Source organism: Mesorhizobium sp. M0088 (assembly GCF_040322895.1).
Classification (GTDB): Bacteria; Pseudomonadota; Alphaproteobacteria; order Rhizobiales; family Rhizobiaceae; genus Mesorhizobium.
Map to the genome: position 1 here is coordinate 172,938 of NZ_JAMYUI010000001.1, position 15,304 is coordinate 188,241.

13 protein-coding genes are annotated in these 15,304 nt (G+C 63.4%); 6 read left to right on the forward strand and 7 right to left on the reverse strand.

Translation table 11 applies throughout. The annotated features are described in order from the left end of the window. The first annotated feature begins 6 nt into the window (after positions 1-6). Positions 7-591, forward strand: a complete 585-nt coding sequence (locus tag NKJ67_RS00805; protein ID WP_027039657.1) for a GNAT family N-acetyltransferase — start codon at positions 7-9, stop codon at positions 589-591. A 263-nt stretch (positions 592-854) separates the two neighbouring features. On the opposite strand, the gene NKJ67_RS00810 is transcribed toward NKJ67_RS00805, so the two are convergent. Together NKJ67_RS00810 and pgi are read right to left on the reverse strand one after the other, a co-directional pair. Continuing rightward, on the reverse strand, positions 855-1,577 hold the full coding sequence (locus NKJ67_RS00810; RefSeq protein ID WP_352580130.1) for an HAD family hydrolase: 723 nt from the start codon (positions 1,575-1,577) through the stop codon (positions 855-857). A 5-nt stretch (positions 1,578-1,582) separates the two neighbouring features. Then, positions 1,583-3,232, reverse strand: coding sequence for a glucose-6-phosphate isomerase (gene pgi, locus NKJ67_RS00815; RefSeq protein ID WP_502905157.1), 1,650 nt, complete (start codon positions 3,230-3,232; stop codon positions 1,583-1,585). Positions 3,233-3,502: 270 nt separating this feature from the next. Between pgi and pdxR the strand changes: the two genes are divergently transcribed. From pdxR to NKJ67_RS00830, 3 genes are all read left to right on the forward strand, one after another. Next, positions 3,503-4,996: a MocR-like pyridoxine biosynthesis transcription factor PdxR gene (pdxR, locus tag NKJ67_RS00820; RefSeq protein ID WP_352580132.1), complete on the forward strand. Its 1,494-nt coding sequence runs from the start codon at positions 3,503-3,505 to the stop codon at positions 4,994-4,996. Positions 4,997-5,185: 189 nt separating this feature from the next. Continuing rightward, positions 5,186-6,775 (forward strand): trimethylamine methyltransferase family protein, encoded by a 1,590-nt coding sequence (locus NKJ67_RS00825; protein ID WP_352580133.1) that lies wholly within the window; start codon positions 5,186-5,188, stop codon positions 6,773-6,775. Positions 6,776-6,836: 61 nt separating this feature from the next. Further along, entirely contained in the window at positions 6,837-8,066 is a 1,230-nt protein-coding gene (locus NKJ67_RS00830) for an aromatic ring-hydroxylating oxygenase subunit alpha (RefSeq protein WP_352580134.1), read from the forward strand. 57 nt (positions 8,067-8,123) lie between these two features. On the opposite strand, the gene NKJ67_RS00835 is transcribed toward NKJ67_RS00830, so the two are convergent. The 4 genes from NKJ67_RS00835 to NKJ67_RS00850 all read right to left on the reverse strand — a co-directional run bounded on the left by NKJ67_RS00835 (position 8,124) and on the right by NKJ67_RS00850 (position 12,855). Beyond that, on the reverse strand, positions 8,124-8,522 hold the full coding sequence (locus tag NKJ67_RS00835) for a hypothetical protein (protein WP_027039663.1): 399 nt from the start codon (positions 8,520-8,522) through the stop codon (positions 8,124-8,126). A gap of 64 nt (positions 8,523-8,586) precedes the next feature. Beyond that, positions 8,587-9,975 (reverse strand): chromate efflux transporter, encoded by a 1,389-nt coding sequence (chrA, locus tag NKJ67_RS00840; RefSeq protein ID WP_352580135.1) that lies wholly within the window; start codon positions 9,973-9,975, stop codon positions 8,587-8,589. Continuing rightward, positions 9,972-10,790: a chromate resistance protein ChrB domain-containing protein gene (locus NKJ67_RS00845; protein ID WP_352580136.1), complete on the reverse strand. Its 819-nt coding sequence runs from the start codon at positions 10,788-10,790 to the stop codon at positions 9,972-9,974. Before NKJ67_RS00845 ends, chrA begins: the two co-directional genes overlap by 4 nt. Before the next feature lie 259 nt (positions 10,791-11,049). Further along, positions 11,050-12,855, reverse strand: a complete 1,806-nt coding sequence (locus NKJ67_RS00850) for an IlvD/Edd family dehydratase (protein ID WP_023811496.1) — start codon at positions 12,853-12,855, stop codon at positions 11,050-11,052. Positions 12,856-13,001: 146 nt separating this feature from the next. Here NKJ67_RS00850 and NKJ67_RS00855 point away from each other — a divergent pair, with 146 nt between their 5' ends. Further along, positions 13,002-13,451 carry an SRPBCC family protein gene (locus NKJ67_RS00855; RefSeq protein WP_127256475.1) on the forward strand — a complete coding sequence of 150 codons (450 nt, stop codon included), beginning with the start codon at positions 13,002-13,004 and terminating at the stop codon, positions 13,449-13,451. A 15-nt stretch (positions 13,452-13,466) separates the two neighbouring features. Here NKJ67_RS00855 and NKJ67_RS00860 read toward each other — a convergent pair whose 3' ends face one another. Next, complete coding sequence (locus NKJ67_RS00860) at positions 13,467-14,648, reverse strand: Mrp/NBP35 family ATP-binding protein (RefSeq protein WP_352580137.1); 1,182 nt, start codon at positions 14,646-14,648, stop codon at positions 13,467-13,469. 269 nt (positions 14,649-14,917) lie between these two features. Here NKJ67_RS00860 and NKJ67_RS00865 point away from each other — a divergent pair, with 269 nt between their 5' ends. Further along, positions 14,918-15,295, forward strand: coding sequence for a VOC family protein (locus tag NKJ67_RS00865; protein WP_127267006.1), 378 nt, complete (start codon positions 14,918-14,920; stop codon positions 15,293-15,295). Positions 15,296-15,304 lie beyond the last annotated feature (9 nt).

Here is a 15,304-nt window from a genome sequence, read left to right on the forward strand (position 1 = left end):
GGCAGCGTGAAATCGCCGACAGTGAGAGTTATGGCCGCAGCCGATGAAGATTCAGCGGTCGAGATAATCGTGCTGGCGTTTGCAGCGGACCCTATGGCGCGGTGGACCTGGCCGCATGCACACCCGTACCTTGCAGCCATGCCGCGAATGGCCCGCGCGTTCGGGCGCAGGGCATTCTCTAACGGAAGCGCCTTTTGCACCGACGGCTACGCCGGGACGGCGCTGTGGCTGCCGCCCGGCGTGCATTCCGACGAGGAAGAGCTTGGCGCCGTGCTCGAGAGCACGGTTGAATCCTCTCTCGCCCCTGAAACCGCGGCCATATTCGAGCAGATGGCCACGTACCACCCGACCGAACCGCATTGGTACTTGCCCCTGATCGGCGTCGACCCGGCGCATCAAGGCGAAGGTCACGGCGATGCCTTGATGGCGTACGCACTCGCGCAGTGCGACCGCGATCACGCGCCGGCCTATTTGGAATCCTCGAACCCGCGCAACATATCATTCTACCAGCGGCACGGCTTCGAACCGCTCGGCGCGATCCAGGTCGGTTCGTCGCCGACGCTCATCCCGATGCTGCGGCGACCTCGTTGAGCGTCAGTTTGATCAGATAGTTTGACGCTATGGGACGCTTGATCCGGCATGCATTTAGGTCCCGGCGAGTTGGGGCTCGACTGCGGATCGTCCGCTTGCTGAAAACTTCAACCCGAAAGCTGCCGGTCGGGTCACGGCCCATGACAGACGAAGCGAGCGAACTGCACGTCTGCTTCCTGAGCTGCTTCCCCGAAATCTGCCCGCTTTCCACCAATCTCAGCCGTTGGCGGGAAAGCCCAAGTTGATTTTGCCCCGGCGCCGGATCAGATCGTCTCCTTGACCCGCGCCGAAAGAAAGTCCGGCAGGTCGGCGACCGAATCCAGAACAACGTCGGCAATGCCGGCCAGCGATTCGCGGGTGCCGGTGCCGGAGAGCACGCCGATCGCCAGCCCGCAGCCGCCGGCACGCGCCATTTCGAGGTCGTGCCTGTTGTCGCCGACCATGGCGATTTCCGCCGGCTTGAGGCCGGTGAGATCGCTGAAGGCCAGGATCGTGTCGGGCGCCGGCTTGGGATTGGCCACCGCGTCATAGCCATAGGCCGCGTCGAACAATTGGGCGACGCCGAGCGTGACCAGCGTCTTTTCCGCACCGCTGGTCGAATCGTTGGTGGCGACGCCAAGCCGGTAGGACTTCCTGTGCAGTGCCGTCAGCGTGTCGACGATGCCGGGCAATGCCACAGCCATTGTCGAGCCCTGTATTGAGGTGATTTCGTTGAAGCGGGCAACCGCAAGCATCTGGTCCTCGTTGGACAGGCGCGGGAACCACAATTCGACGACGTCGAGATTGGTGCCGGACGCAAAGATCGAGTCCGGTTTGAAGCGCTTGTTGGCGAAATCGAAGCCGGCGGCGGCCAGCAGCCTGTCGGCTTTCCAGCGATCGCCCTCGGACGCATCCATGGCCATGAAATCGGCAATGCCGAGCCAGGTGGCGTTGAAGTCGACAAGCGTTCCGTCCTTGTCGAACAATATTCCCTTGATGTCTGCCAAACTTTTCACTCCGAGCCACGCAAATGGTGGATGAATCCCACAAGGCCAGCGGTCGATGCGTCCCGCTTGGCGGCACTTTCCTTGCCCTCCACGACAGGCAACAGGCCGGTGGCCAGTTCCTTGCCGAGTTCGACGCCCCACTGCTCGAAGGAGTTGATGTTGAAAAGCGTGCCCTCGACGAAGACGCGGTGCTCGTAGAGCGCGATCAGCCGGCCGAAGGTGCGCGGGTCGAGTTTACGGTAGACTATGGTCACCGAGGGCCGGTTCCCGGAGAAGACGCGGTGCGGCGCTATCTTGTCGACATCGGCCGGCTTCATGCCCTTGGCCAGCATCTGGGCGCGGGCCTCGTCCAGCGTGCGGCCCTTCATCAGCGCTTCCGACTGCGCCAGGCAGTTGGCGAGCAGCAGATCATGCTGGTGCTTGAGATCGGGCTCATGCCCCACGGCCGCGGCAAGGAATTCAACCGGGATGAAATCGGTGCCCTGGTGCAGCAGCTGGAAGAAGGCATGCTGGCCATTGGTGCCGGGCTCGCCCCAAACCAGCGGTCCGGTCGGCGTCGTCGCCGCCGTGCCTTCGAGGGTGACGCTCTTGCCGTTCGATTCCATGTCGAGCTGCTGCAGATAGGCCGGCAATCTGGACAGGCGCTGGTCGTAAGGAATGACGGCGCGCGCCGGGTAGCCGCAGATGACGCGATGCCACCAGCCGACCAGCCCCAGCAGCGCCGGCAGGTTCTCCTGCACGGGTGCGGTACGGAAATGCTCGTCCATCTCATGCGCGCCATCGAGGAAGGCGCGAAAATTCCGCGGGCCGACAGCGATCATCACCGGCAGGCCGATGGCGCCCCAGAGCGAATAGCGGCCGCCGACCCAGTCCCAGAAGCCGAAGACGCGATCGGGCGCGATGCCGAACTTGGCCACCAGGTCGAGCGCGGTGGAGACGGCGGCGAAATGCTTGCCGACCGCTTCCTTACCCAGGGCTTCCTGCACCCATTTCCGAGCGGTTTCGGCGTTGGTCATCGTTTCGACGGTGGTGAAGGTCTTGGAAGCGATGATGAAAAGCGTGGTCTCGGCGGACAGCCCCTTCAGCGTGTCGTGGATATGAGCGCCGTCGATGTTGGAAACGTAATGCGCGCGCGGCCCGTCATGATAGGGCGCCAGCGCCAGCGTCGCCATGGCCGGGCCGAGATCGGAACCGCCGATGCCGATGTTGACGATGTCGGTGATCTTCTTGCCGGTGGCGCCGGCCGCCTTGCCGGAGCGCACGGCATCGGCAAAGGCGCCCATGGCGTCGAGCACGGCGATGACGTCAGCCTTGACATCCTGGCCATCGACAGTGACGCCCTTGCCGGTCAGGTTGCGCAGCGCCGTGTGCAGCACGGCACGGTCCTCGGTGACGTTGATCTTCTTGCCGGCGAACATAGCGGCGCGGCGGCCTTCGAGATCGGCGGCCTGGGCGAGCTTTTCCAGCAGATCCATGGTGGTCGCGTCGACCGCGCATTTCGACCAGTCGAGCAGCAGATCGCCGTCGGTGGCGGAGAATTCCACGAACCGCTTGGGATCGGCGGCGAAGGCCTGGCGCATGCTGGCGGGCGCGGCGGCGCGATGATCGCGCAACGCTGCGAGCTGCTTTTGAAAGGACGATTGATCCACTGCCAAACTCCGAGACCTCGAGCCATCATTACGGACCGGATGTTTCCGGCGCGTGTCGTCGCGACAATCTATCGGGCCGAACTCCGCCCGTTTCAATGCGCAGCGATGACGCACGGAGTCACGCAGTCAGCGGACAGCGCAGCATCAAAATGGCGTGAAGGATCACTGGCATAAATCCCAACGATCAGAAAAATTGATTGGCGCAACCCCTTGTGCCACGGTTACGTTCGGCTGGTCCAGCCAAGCGAAAAAGGCTGGCCATCGAGGAAATCTCCCATGCCACAGCGAAACGACACGGCGATATGGTCCGGCCTGTTCCGGATTTCGGCTGAATCCGGCCAAACCCTGCAGGCGCAGATCCGCCAGGCCATCGTAGCCGCCATTCTCGACCGCCAGATCGCCGCTTCGATGCCGCTCCCTTCGTGCCGAATCCTGGCCGAAAAACTCGGCGTGGCGCGCGGAACCGTGGTGCTGGCGTTCCAGCAGCTCGTCGACCAGGGTTTCCTGGTGGCGCGCGAGCGGCGTGGCCATTTCGTCAATCCCGATGTGCTGGCGACACCGGCCAAGCCGCACCAGAAGGCGCCCGACCAGGCCAACGAGATCGATTGGAAAGCACGCCGCAAGATCGCCGCAAGCGACATGCCGCCGCCGGCCAAGCACGAGAACTGGATCAAGTCGTCCTACCCTTTCGTCTACGGGCAGTTCGACCCGGCGCTGTTCCCGACCGCCGAGTGGCGCGAGTGCAACCGCATGGCGCTTGCCGTGCTGGAAATCCGCAACTGGGCGTCCGACATGGTCGACCGCGACGATCCGCTGCTGATCGAGCAGATCCAGGCGCGGCTCCTGCCCCGGCGCGGCATCTTCGCCAACCCGGACGAGATCATCGTCACGCTGGGCGCCCAGAACGCGCTCTACATGCTTGCGACGCTGCTGATGTCCAAAGGCTCCAAGGTGGCGATGGAGGACCCCGGCTACCCCGACGCCCGCTCGATCTTCCGCCTTGCGGGCGCGGAGATACAGCCGGTGCCGGTCGACCAGTCCGGCATCGTAACTGCTTCTATTGCCAACGATTCCGGGTTCGTCTTCGTCACGCCAAGCCATCATTGCCCGACCATGGTGCCGTTGTCGGCCGAGCGGCGGCAGGATCTTCTGGCGCGCGCCAACCGCTACAACCAGATCATCATCGAGGACGGCTATGACAGCCAGCTTCTCGACGAGGCACCGCAGCAAGCACTGAAGAGCCTCGATCGCTCCGGCCGCGTCGTCTATGTCGGCTCGATGTCCAAGACGCTGGCTCCCGGCCTGCGGCTCGGCTACATCGTGGCGTCCGCTGGACTAATCTCCGAGCTGCGGGCCCTGCGGCGCTTCATGCTGCGTCACCCGCCGGCCAACAATCAGCGCGCCGTCGCGCTGTTCCTGTCGCTCGGCCACCACGAGGCGCTGGTGCGGCGGCTGTCTTCAGCCTTCGATGAGCGGCGCAAGCGGCTGGTCCATGCGATTTCCGCCTTCCTGCCGGAATGGCGCTCGACCGATTCGGCCGGCGGCACGTCGCTGTGGCTCGAAGGGCCGCGCGGCACCGATTCGCGCGGGCTGGCCGAGGCAGCCGCCTCGCGCAGCGTCATCATCGAGCCAGGCGACCGTTTCTTCGATCGCACTGAAAAGCCTTCGCGTTTCATGCGGCTGGGCATCTCGTCGATCGCACTGCAGCACATCGAGCCAGGCATTCGCGAACTGGCCACGGCCGCCGGACGCAGACCCGCGGCTGCCTGATCCATCGCCGATCTCTCGTGACCGGAGCCGCTCGCAGCGGCTCCGGTATTTTAGTTCTGGCACATGGAACTGGGCCAGCTGGCCCATAGGATGGGCCAGTGCCGGCGGCATAGTCGGCTTCAGGGGAAGAAGCAGGCCGATGGTGGGCCAACCGCCACGAGTTCCTGCCGACGAAGGTGGAGTGCTTCCATGCCAGTGGCTGTCGAACAGCAGGACACGCCGGCGAACCGTCGTCCGCAGCGCTCCGGTCTTCGCGAAACAGGACATGCCATGCGATCATCTCCCCTGGTGGAGGATACCAGACCACAGCACAAGGGCATCGAGGGCGGCGGCTACGGGCCGCTGCGCGGGAATGACCGCGAGCGTATCCACGAGGGCGTGCTGACGCTCCTGGAGACAGTGGGCTTCGCCAACGCCATTCCTTCCTGCATAAAGGTGCTGACCAAGGTGGGGGCGGTCCATGGCGACGATGGCCGGGTCCGCTTTCCGCGCGCGCTCGTGCTCGACACCATCAAGCGGGCGGCACGACATTTCACGCTTCATGGCCAGGATCCCAGGCACGATATGGTGGTCCAGGGCAAGCGCGTGCACTACGGCACGGCAGGCATCGCCGTGCACCTGGTGGATCTGGAGAAGCGCGAGTACCGCGAGTCCAAGCTGCAGGATATTTATGATGCCGCCCGCATCGTCGATGGGCTGGACAACATCCATTTCTTCCAGCGGCCGATGGTGGCGCGCGACATCGCCGATCCGCTCGAGATGGATTTCAACACGCTTTATGCCTGTGTGATGGGAACATCGAAGCACGTCGGAACATCCTTCACCGTGCGTGAGAACGTGAAGCCTGCGCTTGAAATGCTGTACGCCATCGCCGGCGGCGAGGAGAATTTCCGCGCCCGGCCATTCGTTTCCAACTCCAACTCATTCGTCGTGCCGCCGATGAAATTCGCCGAGGATGCCTGCGGCGTGCTTGAGGCCTGCGTTGAAGGCGGCATCCCGATCCTGCTGCTGTCGACCGGCCAGTCCGGCACCACGGCACCCGCGGCGATGGCCGGCGCCGTCGTGCAGGCGGTGGCCGAAGTGCTGGCCGGCCTGGTCTATGTCAACGCGCTCAAGCCCGGCCATCCGGCGATCTTCGGGGCCTGGCCGTTCATGTCGGACCTGCGCACCGGCGCCATGGCGGGCGGGTCGGCCGAGCAGTCGGTGGCAACGGCGGCCTGTGCCCAGATGGCGCAATTCTACGACCTGCCCGGCGGCTCCGCCGCCGGCATGACTGATTCGAAATTGCCCGATATTCAGTCCGGCTACGAAAAAGGCATCACCAATGTGATGGCCGGCCTCTCCGGCCTCAACCTCGTCTACGAGGCGGCCGGCATGCATGCCTCGCTGCTCGGCTTCTGCCTGGAGAGCCTGGTCATCGACAACGACATGCTCGGTCATTGCCTGGGCTGCGCGCGTGGCATCGACGTGACTGACGAGGCCCTGTCGATCGACAGCATCGCCGAGGTCTGCCTCAAGGGTCCGGGCCACTATCTCGACAACGAACAAACGCTCAAGCTGATGCAGACCGAGCACTTCTATCCTGCCCTCGGCGATCGGTCCTCGCCGAAGGAATGGAACGAAAAAGGCCGGCCTGATATATTGCTGCGTGCGATCACCGAGAAGAAGCGCATTCTTGCCGAACGATTTCCGCGCCACGTGCCAAAACAGGTCGACGACAGATTGCGTGCCCGCTTCGGCAACCTGATCCACCTGCCGCGCACGCATATGGGCGGCTGACCGGAGACGAATTCGTGCAGCCATACAGCCATACACGACCAACCATCGGGCAGAATGACAAATGAGTGTGCATCCTATCCAGCAAGCCCCCGCCGATGGCGACGCGATCGATCGGCTGGTGGCATCTCATCGCCCAGGCCACGGCCTGGTGCGTGCCTTCTATCATGACCCGGCGATCTTCGAGCGCGACATGGAACGTGTCTTTCGCCGCCACTGGCATTGCCTGGCCCATGCCAGCGTTATCCCTAACCCCGGCGATTTCGAGCTGTTCAAACTGGGCGACGAGGCAGTCATCCTGACACGCGGCATGGATGGCACCGTGCATGCCATGCTCAATGTCTGCCGCCACCGCGGTGCCGAGGTCTGCACCAAGGAGAAGGGCAACGCGAAGATGTTCGTGTGCCCCTACCACGCATGGGCCTATTCCAATGACGGATCGCTGCGCGCTGCCCGCCTGATGCCAAAGGATTTCGACCGCTCGGCGCACGGGCTGAAGAAGCTTCATGTCCGCGTCGCCTCCGGGCTGGTCTTCATTTCCTTTGCCGAGACGCCGCTCGATTTCGATCCGATCGAACAGTCGCTGCGCACGAGCTGCGGCCAATATGGCTGGGGCGACGCCAAGGTGGCGTATCGTCAGTCCTATCCGCTCGACGCCAACTGGAAGCTCGCCGTCGAGAACTATGTCGAATGCTACCATTGCGGGCCGGCGCATCCGGAATATTCGCAAACACATGCGCTGGAAAAGCCGGCCGAGATGATCGAGCAGCTCAATGCCGCGATGGAGCAGCGCACCTGCGCACTCGGCATCGAGATCGGCAGCGCCAACCGCTGGCAGAACTCGGCGGCCGGACAGGAAGCAATCCACACCTTCCGCTACGCGCTCTATGACGGCGTTTCGAGCGGCAGCCAGGACGGCTCGCCGGTTGCGCCGCTGATGGGCCGCTTCACCGACTATGACGGTGGCGTCACCTCCATCCATCTCGGCGGCACGACCTTCCTCGTCTGCTATCCCGATCACGGCATGATCTACCGATTCATCCCGAAAACGGCTGGTACATGCGAGATGGAACTGATCTGGCTGGTGCGCGGCGACGCGGTCGAGGGGCAGGACTACGATCTGGAGAAGCTGACCTGGCTGTGGAAGGTCACCACCGAAGAGGACAAGAAGATCATCGAGCACACCGCGCGCGGCGTGCGCTCGCACTATTTCGTGCCCGGACCTATCGCGCCGATGGAATACAACGAACTGCGCTACATCGGCTGGTATCTCGAGGAGATCAGCCGGGCCTGAGCCGGGCCTGAACGGCTCGGCTGCCGCGGGAGAATCAGGCAGATCTTGCCTTTCGCGTCATTCCGCGCTGAGCCCGTATCGGTCGACGACTTCAGCGTTGATGAGCTTGGCATGCAGCGTCATCAGCACGATCTGCGCGTCGAGGCTGTCGCCGGTTTCAAGCGCCGCCTCGATGCGGCGCTCGGCTTCCAGCGTCCGCTCACGGCCATTGGCTTGCTCGAAGGTTTCGGGACCCGCGATGCAATAGCTGCATAATTGTGCCACCGACGCATAGGTGGCCGGTGGCGGCTCGTCGGGCCAGCGATCCTTCATGAGATTGACGAGGGTAAGCTTCACGCCCTCCGGCACAAGGGCTGGATGCAGATCGGCGCCGCGCAATGCATCGTCGAGCTGCCTCAAGTCGCCCGAACGGCCGAACATTCCGAGGAAGCCGAGGGAAGAGCGCCGTCCGGCCATGATGTTTCCTTCCGTTTCCAGCCCACTTAGGTGGTGGGCAAGCGGATTACAAAGGCGGTGCTGTCTAACCAGCCGCCGCCAGCAAGACCCCTGCAAGGGCGGATAGCGCGAGCGTCGGCAGCATGCCGACTTTCAGCTTCAGGATGGCGACCATGGCGGCCACGGAAAGCAAGGCCGCACGCCAGTCGATGGACGAAAGCACCGGCACGTTCATGCCAAGGCCCGTCGCGTGTACCTCACGGAAGATGACGTGCAAGCCAAACCACAAAGCGAGATTCATGATCACCCCGACAATTGCGGCGGTGATCGCGCCCAGTGCGGCCGACAGTGCCTTGTTGCCGCGCAGGGTCTCGATGTAGGGCGCGCCGAGGAATATCCAGAAAAAGCAGGGTGTGAACGTCACCCACAAGGTGAGCAGCGCCCCCAGCGATCCGGCAAGCAACGGGTCGAGCGAGCCGGAATGGCGGAACGCGGCGATGAAGCCAACAAACTGCAGCACCAGGATGAGCGGTCCTGGCGTCGTTTCGGCAAGTCCAAGACCATCGACCATTTCACCCGGCGCCAGCCAGCCGAAGGACTGGACGGCTGCTTGCGCGACATAGGCGAGGACCGCATAGGCGCCGCCGAAGGTGACGACAGCCATGAGACTGAAGAACCGGCCTATCTCGGTCCAGACGCTTGCTGAGCCGGTGAACCAGCAGATCAAAAGAACAGGCCCGAGCCAGAGCGGCAGCCATATGGCGAGGGTGCGCGGTGCATGCCATTTGGTCGGTTTGACATGGGCCAGTTCGCCACGCTCGAACATCAGGTCGACCGCTCCCTTGAAGTCGGCAACATCGTCCTTGCCATGGGTCGAGCCGGAAAACAGGCCGGGAGCAACGCGGTCTCCCAGCCATCCCGTCAGGCCGGCGAACAGGACGATGAGCGGAAAGGGCACATTCAACGCATAGATGGCGATGAACGCCGCGACCGCGATCGACACCATGACCCGGTTTTTCAGGGCGCGCCTCCCGATCCGGATCACCGCCTCGATGACAATGGCGAGCACCGCCGCCTTCACCCCGAAAAACAGCGCCGCGACCAGCGGCATGTCGCCATAGAGGACGTAGAGGCTGCTCAAGGCGAGCATGACGAGCGCGCCCGGTATGACGAACAGGATGCCTGCGACAAGGCCGCCGACCGTCCTGTGCAAGAGCCAGCCGATATAGATGGCGAGCTGCTGGGCTTCCGGGCCAGGCAGCAGCATGCAGTAGTTCAGCGCATGCAGGAAGCGCTGTTCACCGATCCAGCGCCGGTCCTCGACCAGCTCCTTGTGCATCAGCGCGATCTGCCCGGCCGGACCGCCAAAGCTGAGCAATCCGATCCTCGCCCAGACCTTCACGGCCTCGGTGAAGGCCGGTGCAGCCGGAACCTGGATGTTTTCCGCTGTATCCGCCGGGACGAGAGCGCTCATGTCGGTTTCCCCGCAGCCGGCCAGTTGTGCGTTTCTTCGGTGGCGTCGCGACACCAGCGGAAGAACGCGTCGTAGAGCAGCATGCCTGCTTCCAGTTGTTCCAGATCGTCGCGGAACATGCGCGATAGACCGAGCGACGCAGCCAGAAAACCGGCCGCCTGGGGTACCAGGTCGAGGCTTGCGGTGTCGGCCGCGCGCACGATTGCGGCGAGGCGATCGAGCGCCCCGGATTCCAACCCGAACTCCTCGATCATGGTGTCGAAGGTGCAGCGTTCGCCGCGATGGCTCCAGAACACATTGTCGATGTCGAACGGCACGGCCTGAAAGCGGTCGGCAACAGCCAGTACTTCAGCGGGTTCGACAAACAGGAACACCGCGTCGGGGTCGAGGAAACGTCGGATCAGCCATGGGCAAGCGATGCGGTCGACCTTCGGGCGGGATCGCGTCACCCAGACGGTGGCGCCCTTTTCATTGCGTGGCGGCATTTTGGCGGTGCGGACCAGAAGCCCGCCGGCATCGCGCCAGGCCTCAAAGCCGCCTTCGAGGGATTCGGCTGATATCCCCTCATGGCGCAGCCATGCGGCGACGCCTTGCGAGAGCTTTTGCCCCTTCTGACAGACGACGACCACCGGCTTGCCGGCGAACCCGGCGGCCCAGGTTGAAACGGTTTTGAAATCGCGCCGGCACGAGGCCGGCAGCAGGCGCGGATCGGCCTCGAAATCGTCGTCGATGCGAACATCGATAATGACAGGCGCGCCCGGCAGACCGATGAGCCGGGACAATTGCGGTACCGTGATAGCGGTTGTTGACGGCATGGCGTCCACCTCCTTGGAAGAGAAGTTTGGACGCGAACGTTGGGCTGACGCCTCACGGGGTCGTCGCGATGCACCCCTTGTCAGGATGGTGGATTTGTTGGGCGCGCTTGTCAAGGACGGTGACCGTTCCAGACCTACCCGGCCGGGATGCAACACGCTGACCGAAAAATCGACGGCGGCCTGATTTGCTCAAGCCGCCATCCGTCGATCCAGAATCAATGATTGTCCCCGGAGCAATCAGTAATTGTCCCCGGAGCAATCAGTGATTGTCCCTGGGGACGCCGCTGGTGTGCGCGACATCCTGGTATTTCACCGCCGGTTTCAGCACCATCCCCTCCGAGAACTGCGCGACCATGCCGCGCTGGATCTCCTGCCAGGGCGTCTGGTGCTTGGGATAGTGGAAGCCGCCATTGTTCTGCAACTCGGCGCGGCGCCGGGTGATCTCGTCGTCGGTGACGAGGATGTCGGCCGTGCCTTTGCGCAGGTCGATGCGGACCCGGTCGCCCGTCTTGAGCAGCGCCAGTCCGCCGCCGATCGCGGCTTCCGGCGAGGCGTTGAGGATCGACGGCGAACCCGACGTGCCCGACTGGCGGCCGTCACCGATGCAAGCGAGCGCGTGGATGCCCTTCTTGATGAGATAGGCCGGCGGCTGCATGTTGACGACCTCGGCACCGCCGGGATAACCGACCGGGCCGGCGCCGCGCATGAACAGGATGGTGTGCTCGTCGATACCTTGCGCCGGGTCGTCGATGCGGGCGTGGTAATCCTCCGGCCCGTCGAAAACCATGGCGTTGCCTTCGAAAGCCTCGGGATCCTTGGGGTTGGAGAGATAGCGTTCGCGGAATTCCGGCGAGATACCGCTGGTCTTCATGATCGCCGAATCGAACAGATTGCCCCGAAGATTGATGAAGCCGGCATTGGCCTTCAGCGGCTTGGCGACAGAGCGGATGACGTCGGGATTTTCGTTGGCAACGCCCTCGCTGTTCTCACCGATCGACTTGCCGTTGACGGTGCGCGCGCCGGGATGCGGCAACAGCCCGCCCTTCATCAGTTCGGCAATGACCGCCGGCACGCCGCCGGCATGATGGTAGTCCTCGCCGAGGTATTCGCCCGTCGGCTGCAAATTGACCAGCAGCGGCACATTGAGGCCGACCGTCTGCCAGTCGTCATTGTCGAGCTTGACTCCAAGGTGGCGGGCGATGGCGTTGAGATGGATAGGCGCGTTGGTCGAGCCGCCAATGGCCGAATTGACGACGATGGCGTTCTCGAAAGCCTCTCTCGTCATGATATCGGACGGCTTCAGATCCTCATGCACCATCTCGACGATGCGTTTTCCGGTCTCATAGGAAATCTGGCCACGCTCGCGGTAGGGCGCGGGAATGGCGGCCGAGCCCGGCAACTGCATGCCAAGCGCCTCGGCCAGCGAGTTCATCGTGGTGGCGGTGCCCATGGTGTTGCAATAGCCGGTGGACGGCGCCGACGAGGCGACGATATCCATGAACTCGTCATAATCGATCTCGCCGGCCGACAGGCGCTGGCGTGATTCCCAGACGATGGTGCCGGAGCCGGTGCGCTTGCCCTTGTGCCAGCCATTGAGCATCGGGCCGACCGACAGGGCGATCGCCGGGATGTTGACGGTGGCCGCCGCCATCAGCAGGGCCGGTGTCGTCTTGTCGCAACCGATGGTCAGCACGACGCCATCGAGCGGATAGCCGTAGAGCACTTCGACCAGGCTGAGATAGGCAAGGTTGCGGTCAAGTGCCGCGGTCGGGCGCTTGCCGGTCTCCTGGATCGGATGGCAGGGGAATTCGAACGGAATGCCGCCCATCGAGACGATGCCTTCGCGCACGCGCTTGGCGAGTTCGATATGGTGGCGGTTGCAAGGCGACAGATCCGAGCCGGTCTGGGCAATGCCGATCAGCGGCTTGCCGGACATCAGTTCGGCGCGCGTCAGGCCGTAATTGAGGTAGCGCTCGAGATAGAGCGCCGTCATGCCCGGATTGTCGGGATTGTCGAACCACTCCTGCGAGCGAAATTTTTTCTTATGGGTAGGGGCGCCTGCCATCATGGTCTCCGTATTTGTAAGACAAATCGATATGGCAACGCGCGGGAGCAGGCAAGAGGGCGTGCGGTCGCAACCGGACTTTGGTGCGATAGACACGCACCAAGCCGTGCGTTACGGGTTCGGACAGTCTTGTCCGGGAGGTTTTCATGGCTTTGGTGATCGAAGGCGAGGAGCGCATTGCCGCACCGCTGCAAAAAGTGTGGGAAGCGCTGAACGATCCCGAAGTCTTGAAGGCGACCATTCCCGGCTGCCAGAGCCTGGAGATGAAGTCGCCGACCGAGATGGCGGCAACCGTGGTGGTGAAGATCGGACCGATCAAGGCGACGTTCAACGGCGAAGTGACGCTGAAGAACCTGAAGCCGCCGCACTCCTACACCATCCAGGGCGAAGGCAAGGGCGGCATTGCAGGCTTCGCCAAGGGTGGCGCCGACGTGACGTTGACGGCAGACGGACCCGACGCCACGATATTGAACTACGCGGCCAAGGCCGATGTCGGCGGCAAGATCGCCCAGCTCGGCAGCCGGCTGATCGAATCGACTTCGAAGAAACTGGCCGGACAGTTTTTTTCGTCGTTCGGCGAAAAGGTCGGCGGCTGAGCCCTCAAGCGGGCATCACTCGAACACAATACTCGGCACGGCGGCTGCCGCAGCACCACGCTCTTCGTTGACCCGGTCCCAGACCTTCGAAGCGATGTCGCGGTAGATTTTCGCCTCGGCGCCGTCAGGCTTGGAGACGACAACCGGCGTGCCGGCATCCGAGCTTTCGCGAATGCCCATCTCGAGCGGCACCTCACCAAGGAAGGTGACGCCGAGGCGCTCGGCCTCGCGGCGTGCGCCGCCATGGCCGAAAATGTCGTAGCGCTTGCCGGTGTCGGGGGCGATGAAATAGCTCATGTTCTCGACGATGCCGAGCAACGGCACGTCGACCTTCTTGAACATGTTGAGGCCTTTTCGCGCGTCGATCAGAGCCAGATCCTGTGGCGTCGAGACGATGACGGCGCCGGCCAGCGGCACCTGCTGGGCCATGGTCAATTGCGCGTCGCCGGTGCCGGGCGGCATATCGACGACGAGCACGTCGAGCCGACCCCACTCGACCTCACGCAGCATCTGCGTCAGCGCCGACATCACCATCGGGCCACGCCAGATCATCGGCGTTTCCTCATCGACGAGGAAGCCCATCGACATCACCTTCAGGCCGTAATTCTCCATCGGTTTCAGGATCTTGCCATCGACGGTCTGTGGCCGGCCGTGGATGTTGAGCAGCCTGGGCATGGACGGGCCGTAGATGTCGGCATCGAGCACGCCGACGCGCAGGCCGTTGGCAGCAAGGCCAAGCGCGATGTTGACGGCGGTGGTCGATTTGCCGACGCCGCCCTTGCCGGAGGCGACCGCGATGATCGCCTCGATGCCGGGCACGCCGCGTTTGCCCGAACTGTGCGAGGCGGGCGCGTGCGGAGCCGCACGCGGCGCGGCGGCAGCGGGCGCAGCCGGCGGAACGGGCCTGGGTGCGGGGCGCGACGGAACCGGCGCCTCCATGCCGCCGCCCCTCTTCTCGGCCGTCAGCGCGACGACCGCGCCGGCGACCCCGGGGATTGTCTTGACGACGCGCTCGGCGGCGGCGCGCAGCGGCTCCATTTCCTGGGCACGAGCGGCGGGAACGGTAATCGAGAAGAAGACCTTCCCGTCGGCGATGAAAATCTCCGAAACCATGCCGAGGTCGACGATGTTGCCGGTGAAATCCGGCCCGTTGACCGTCTTCAGACGCTCGGTGACGATTTCCTTGGTGACGGACATGGCAGTTTTTCCTTACGCAGCTTGCGCCTGAGATGCAGCTTGCACCTGAGATAATGCAGTTTCCGGACAGAACCAAGCCGTGGAGCAATGGCTGCCTTGGCGTGCCTGGAAAAGCGGCGGGGCCTGTCGGATTTCATCCGCGCCAAACGTCTTCCAGATAATCGAGCGCCGATGCGGCCAACAATCAGGTCGAGCGACAGTCGTCAAACGATCGCGGCGACCTATTTCGGTGACCAGCACGGGGTCGACAACCAGGAAAGGAGACCATCATGCTCGCAAACAGCAATGCAACGGCCAATCTCGCGGTGAAGGATCTCGCGAAAGCCAAGGCTTTCTATGAGGGAACGCTTGGCCTGAAACAGGTGCACGATGAGGGCGGCGAACTGATCGTCTACAAAAGCGGCGATACCACCCTCAACGTCTATCATTCTCAATTTGCCGGAACCAACAAGGCGACAGCGGTAACCTGGATGGTTGGCGACGAGATCGGCAACATCGTCAAGGAACTGAAGACGAAGGGCGTCGCCTTCGAGCACTATCAGATGCCGGGCTTGACGCTGGAGGGCGATCTCCACGTCGGTTACGGAATGAAGGTCGCCTGGTTCAAGGACCCGGACGGCAACATCCTGAACCTTGTGGACAGGTAGATTTCTTTA

What these genes read in the sequence shown, in the direction of transcription:
- chrA (WP_352580135.1), bottom strand. Translation starts at nt 9,975, where the DNA reads ATGAGCGCTCTCGTCCCGGCGGATACAGCGGAAAACATCCAGGTTCCG.
- NKJ67_RS00845 (WP_352580136.1), bottom strand. Translation starts at nt 10,790, where the DNA reads ATGCCGTCAACAACCGCTATCACGGTACCGCAATTGTCCCGGCTCATC.
- NKJ67_RS00860 (WP_352580137.1), bottom strand. Translation starts at nt 14,648, where the DNA reads ATGTCCGTCACCAAGGAAATCGTCACCGAGCGTCTGAAGACGGTCAAC.
- NKJ67_RS00825 (WP_352580133.1), top strand. Translation starts at nt 5,186, where the DNA reads ATGCCAGTGGCTGTCGAACAGCAGGACACGCCGGCGAACCGTCGTCCG.
- NKJ67_RS00855 (WP_127256475.1), top strand. Translation starts at nt 13,002, where the DNA reads ATGGCTTTGGTGATCGAAGGCGAGGAGCGCATTGCCGCACCGCTGCAA.
- NKJ67_RS00835 (WP_027039663.1), bottom strand. Translation starts at nt 8,522, where the DNA reads ATGGCCGGACGGCGCTCTTCCCTCGGCTTCCTCGGAATGTTCGGCCGT.
- pdxR (WP_352580132.1), top strand. Translation starts at nt 3,503, where the DNA reads ATGCCACAGCGAAACGACACGGCGATATGGTCCGGCCTGTTCCGGATT.
- NKJ67_RS00830 (WP_352580134.1), top strand. Translation starts at nt 6,837, where the DNA reads ATGAGTGTGCATCCTATCCAGCAAGCCCCCGCCGATGGCGACGCGATC.
- NKJ67_RS00865 (WP_127267006.1), top strand. Translation starts at nt 14,918, where the DNA reads ATGCTCGCAAACAGCAATGCAACGGCCAATCTCGCGGTGAAGGATCTC.
- NKJ67_RS00850 (WP_023811496.1), bottom strand. Translation starts at nt 12,855, where the DNA reads ATGGCAGGCGCCCCTACCCATAAGAAAAAATTTCGCTCGCAGGAGTGG.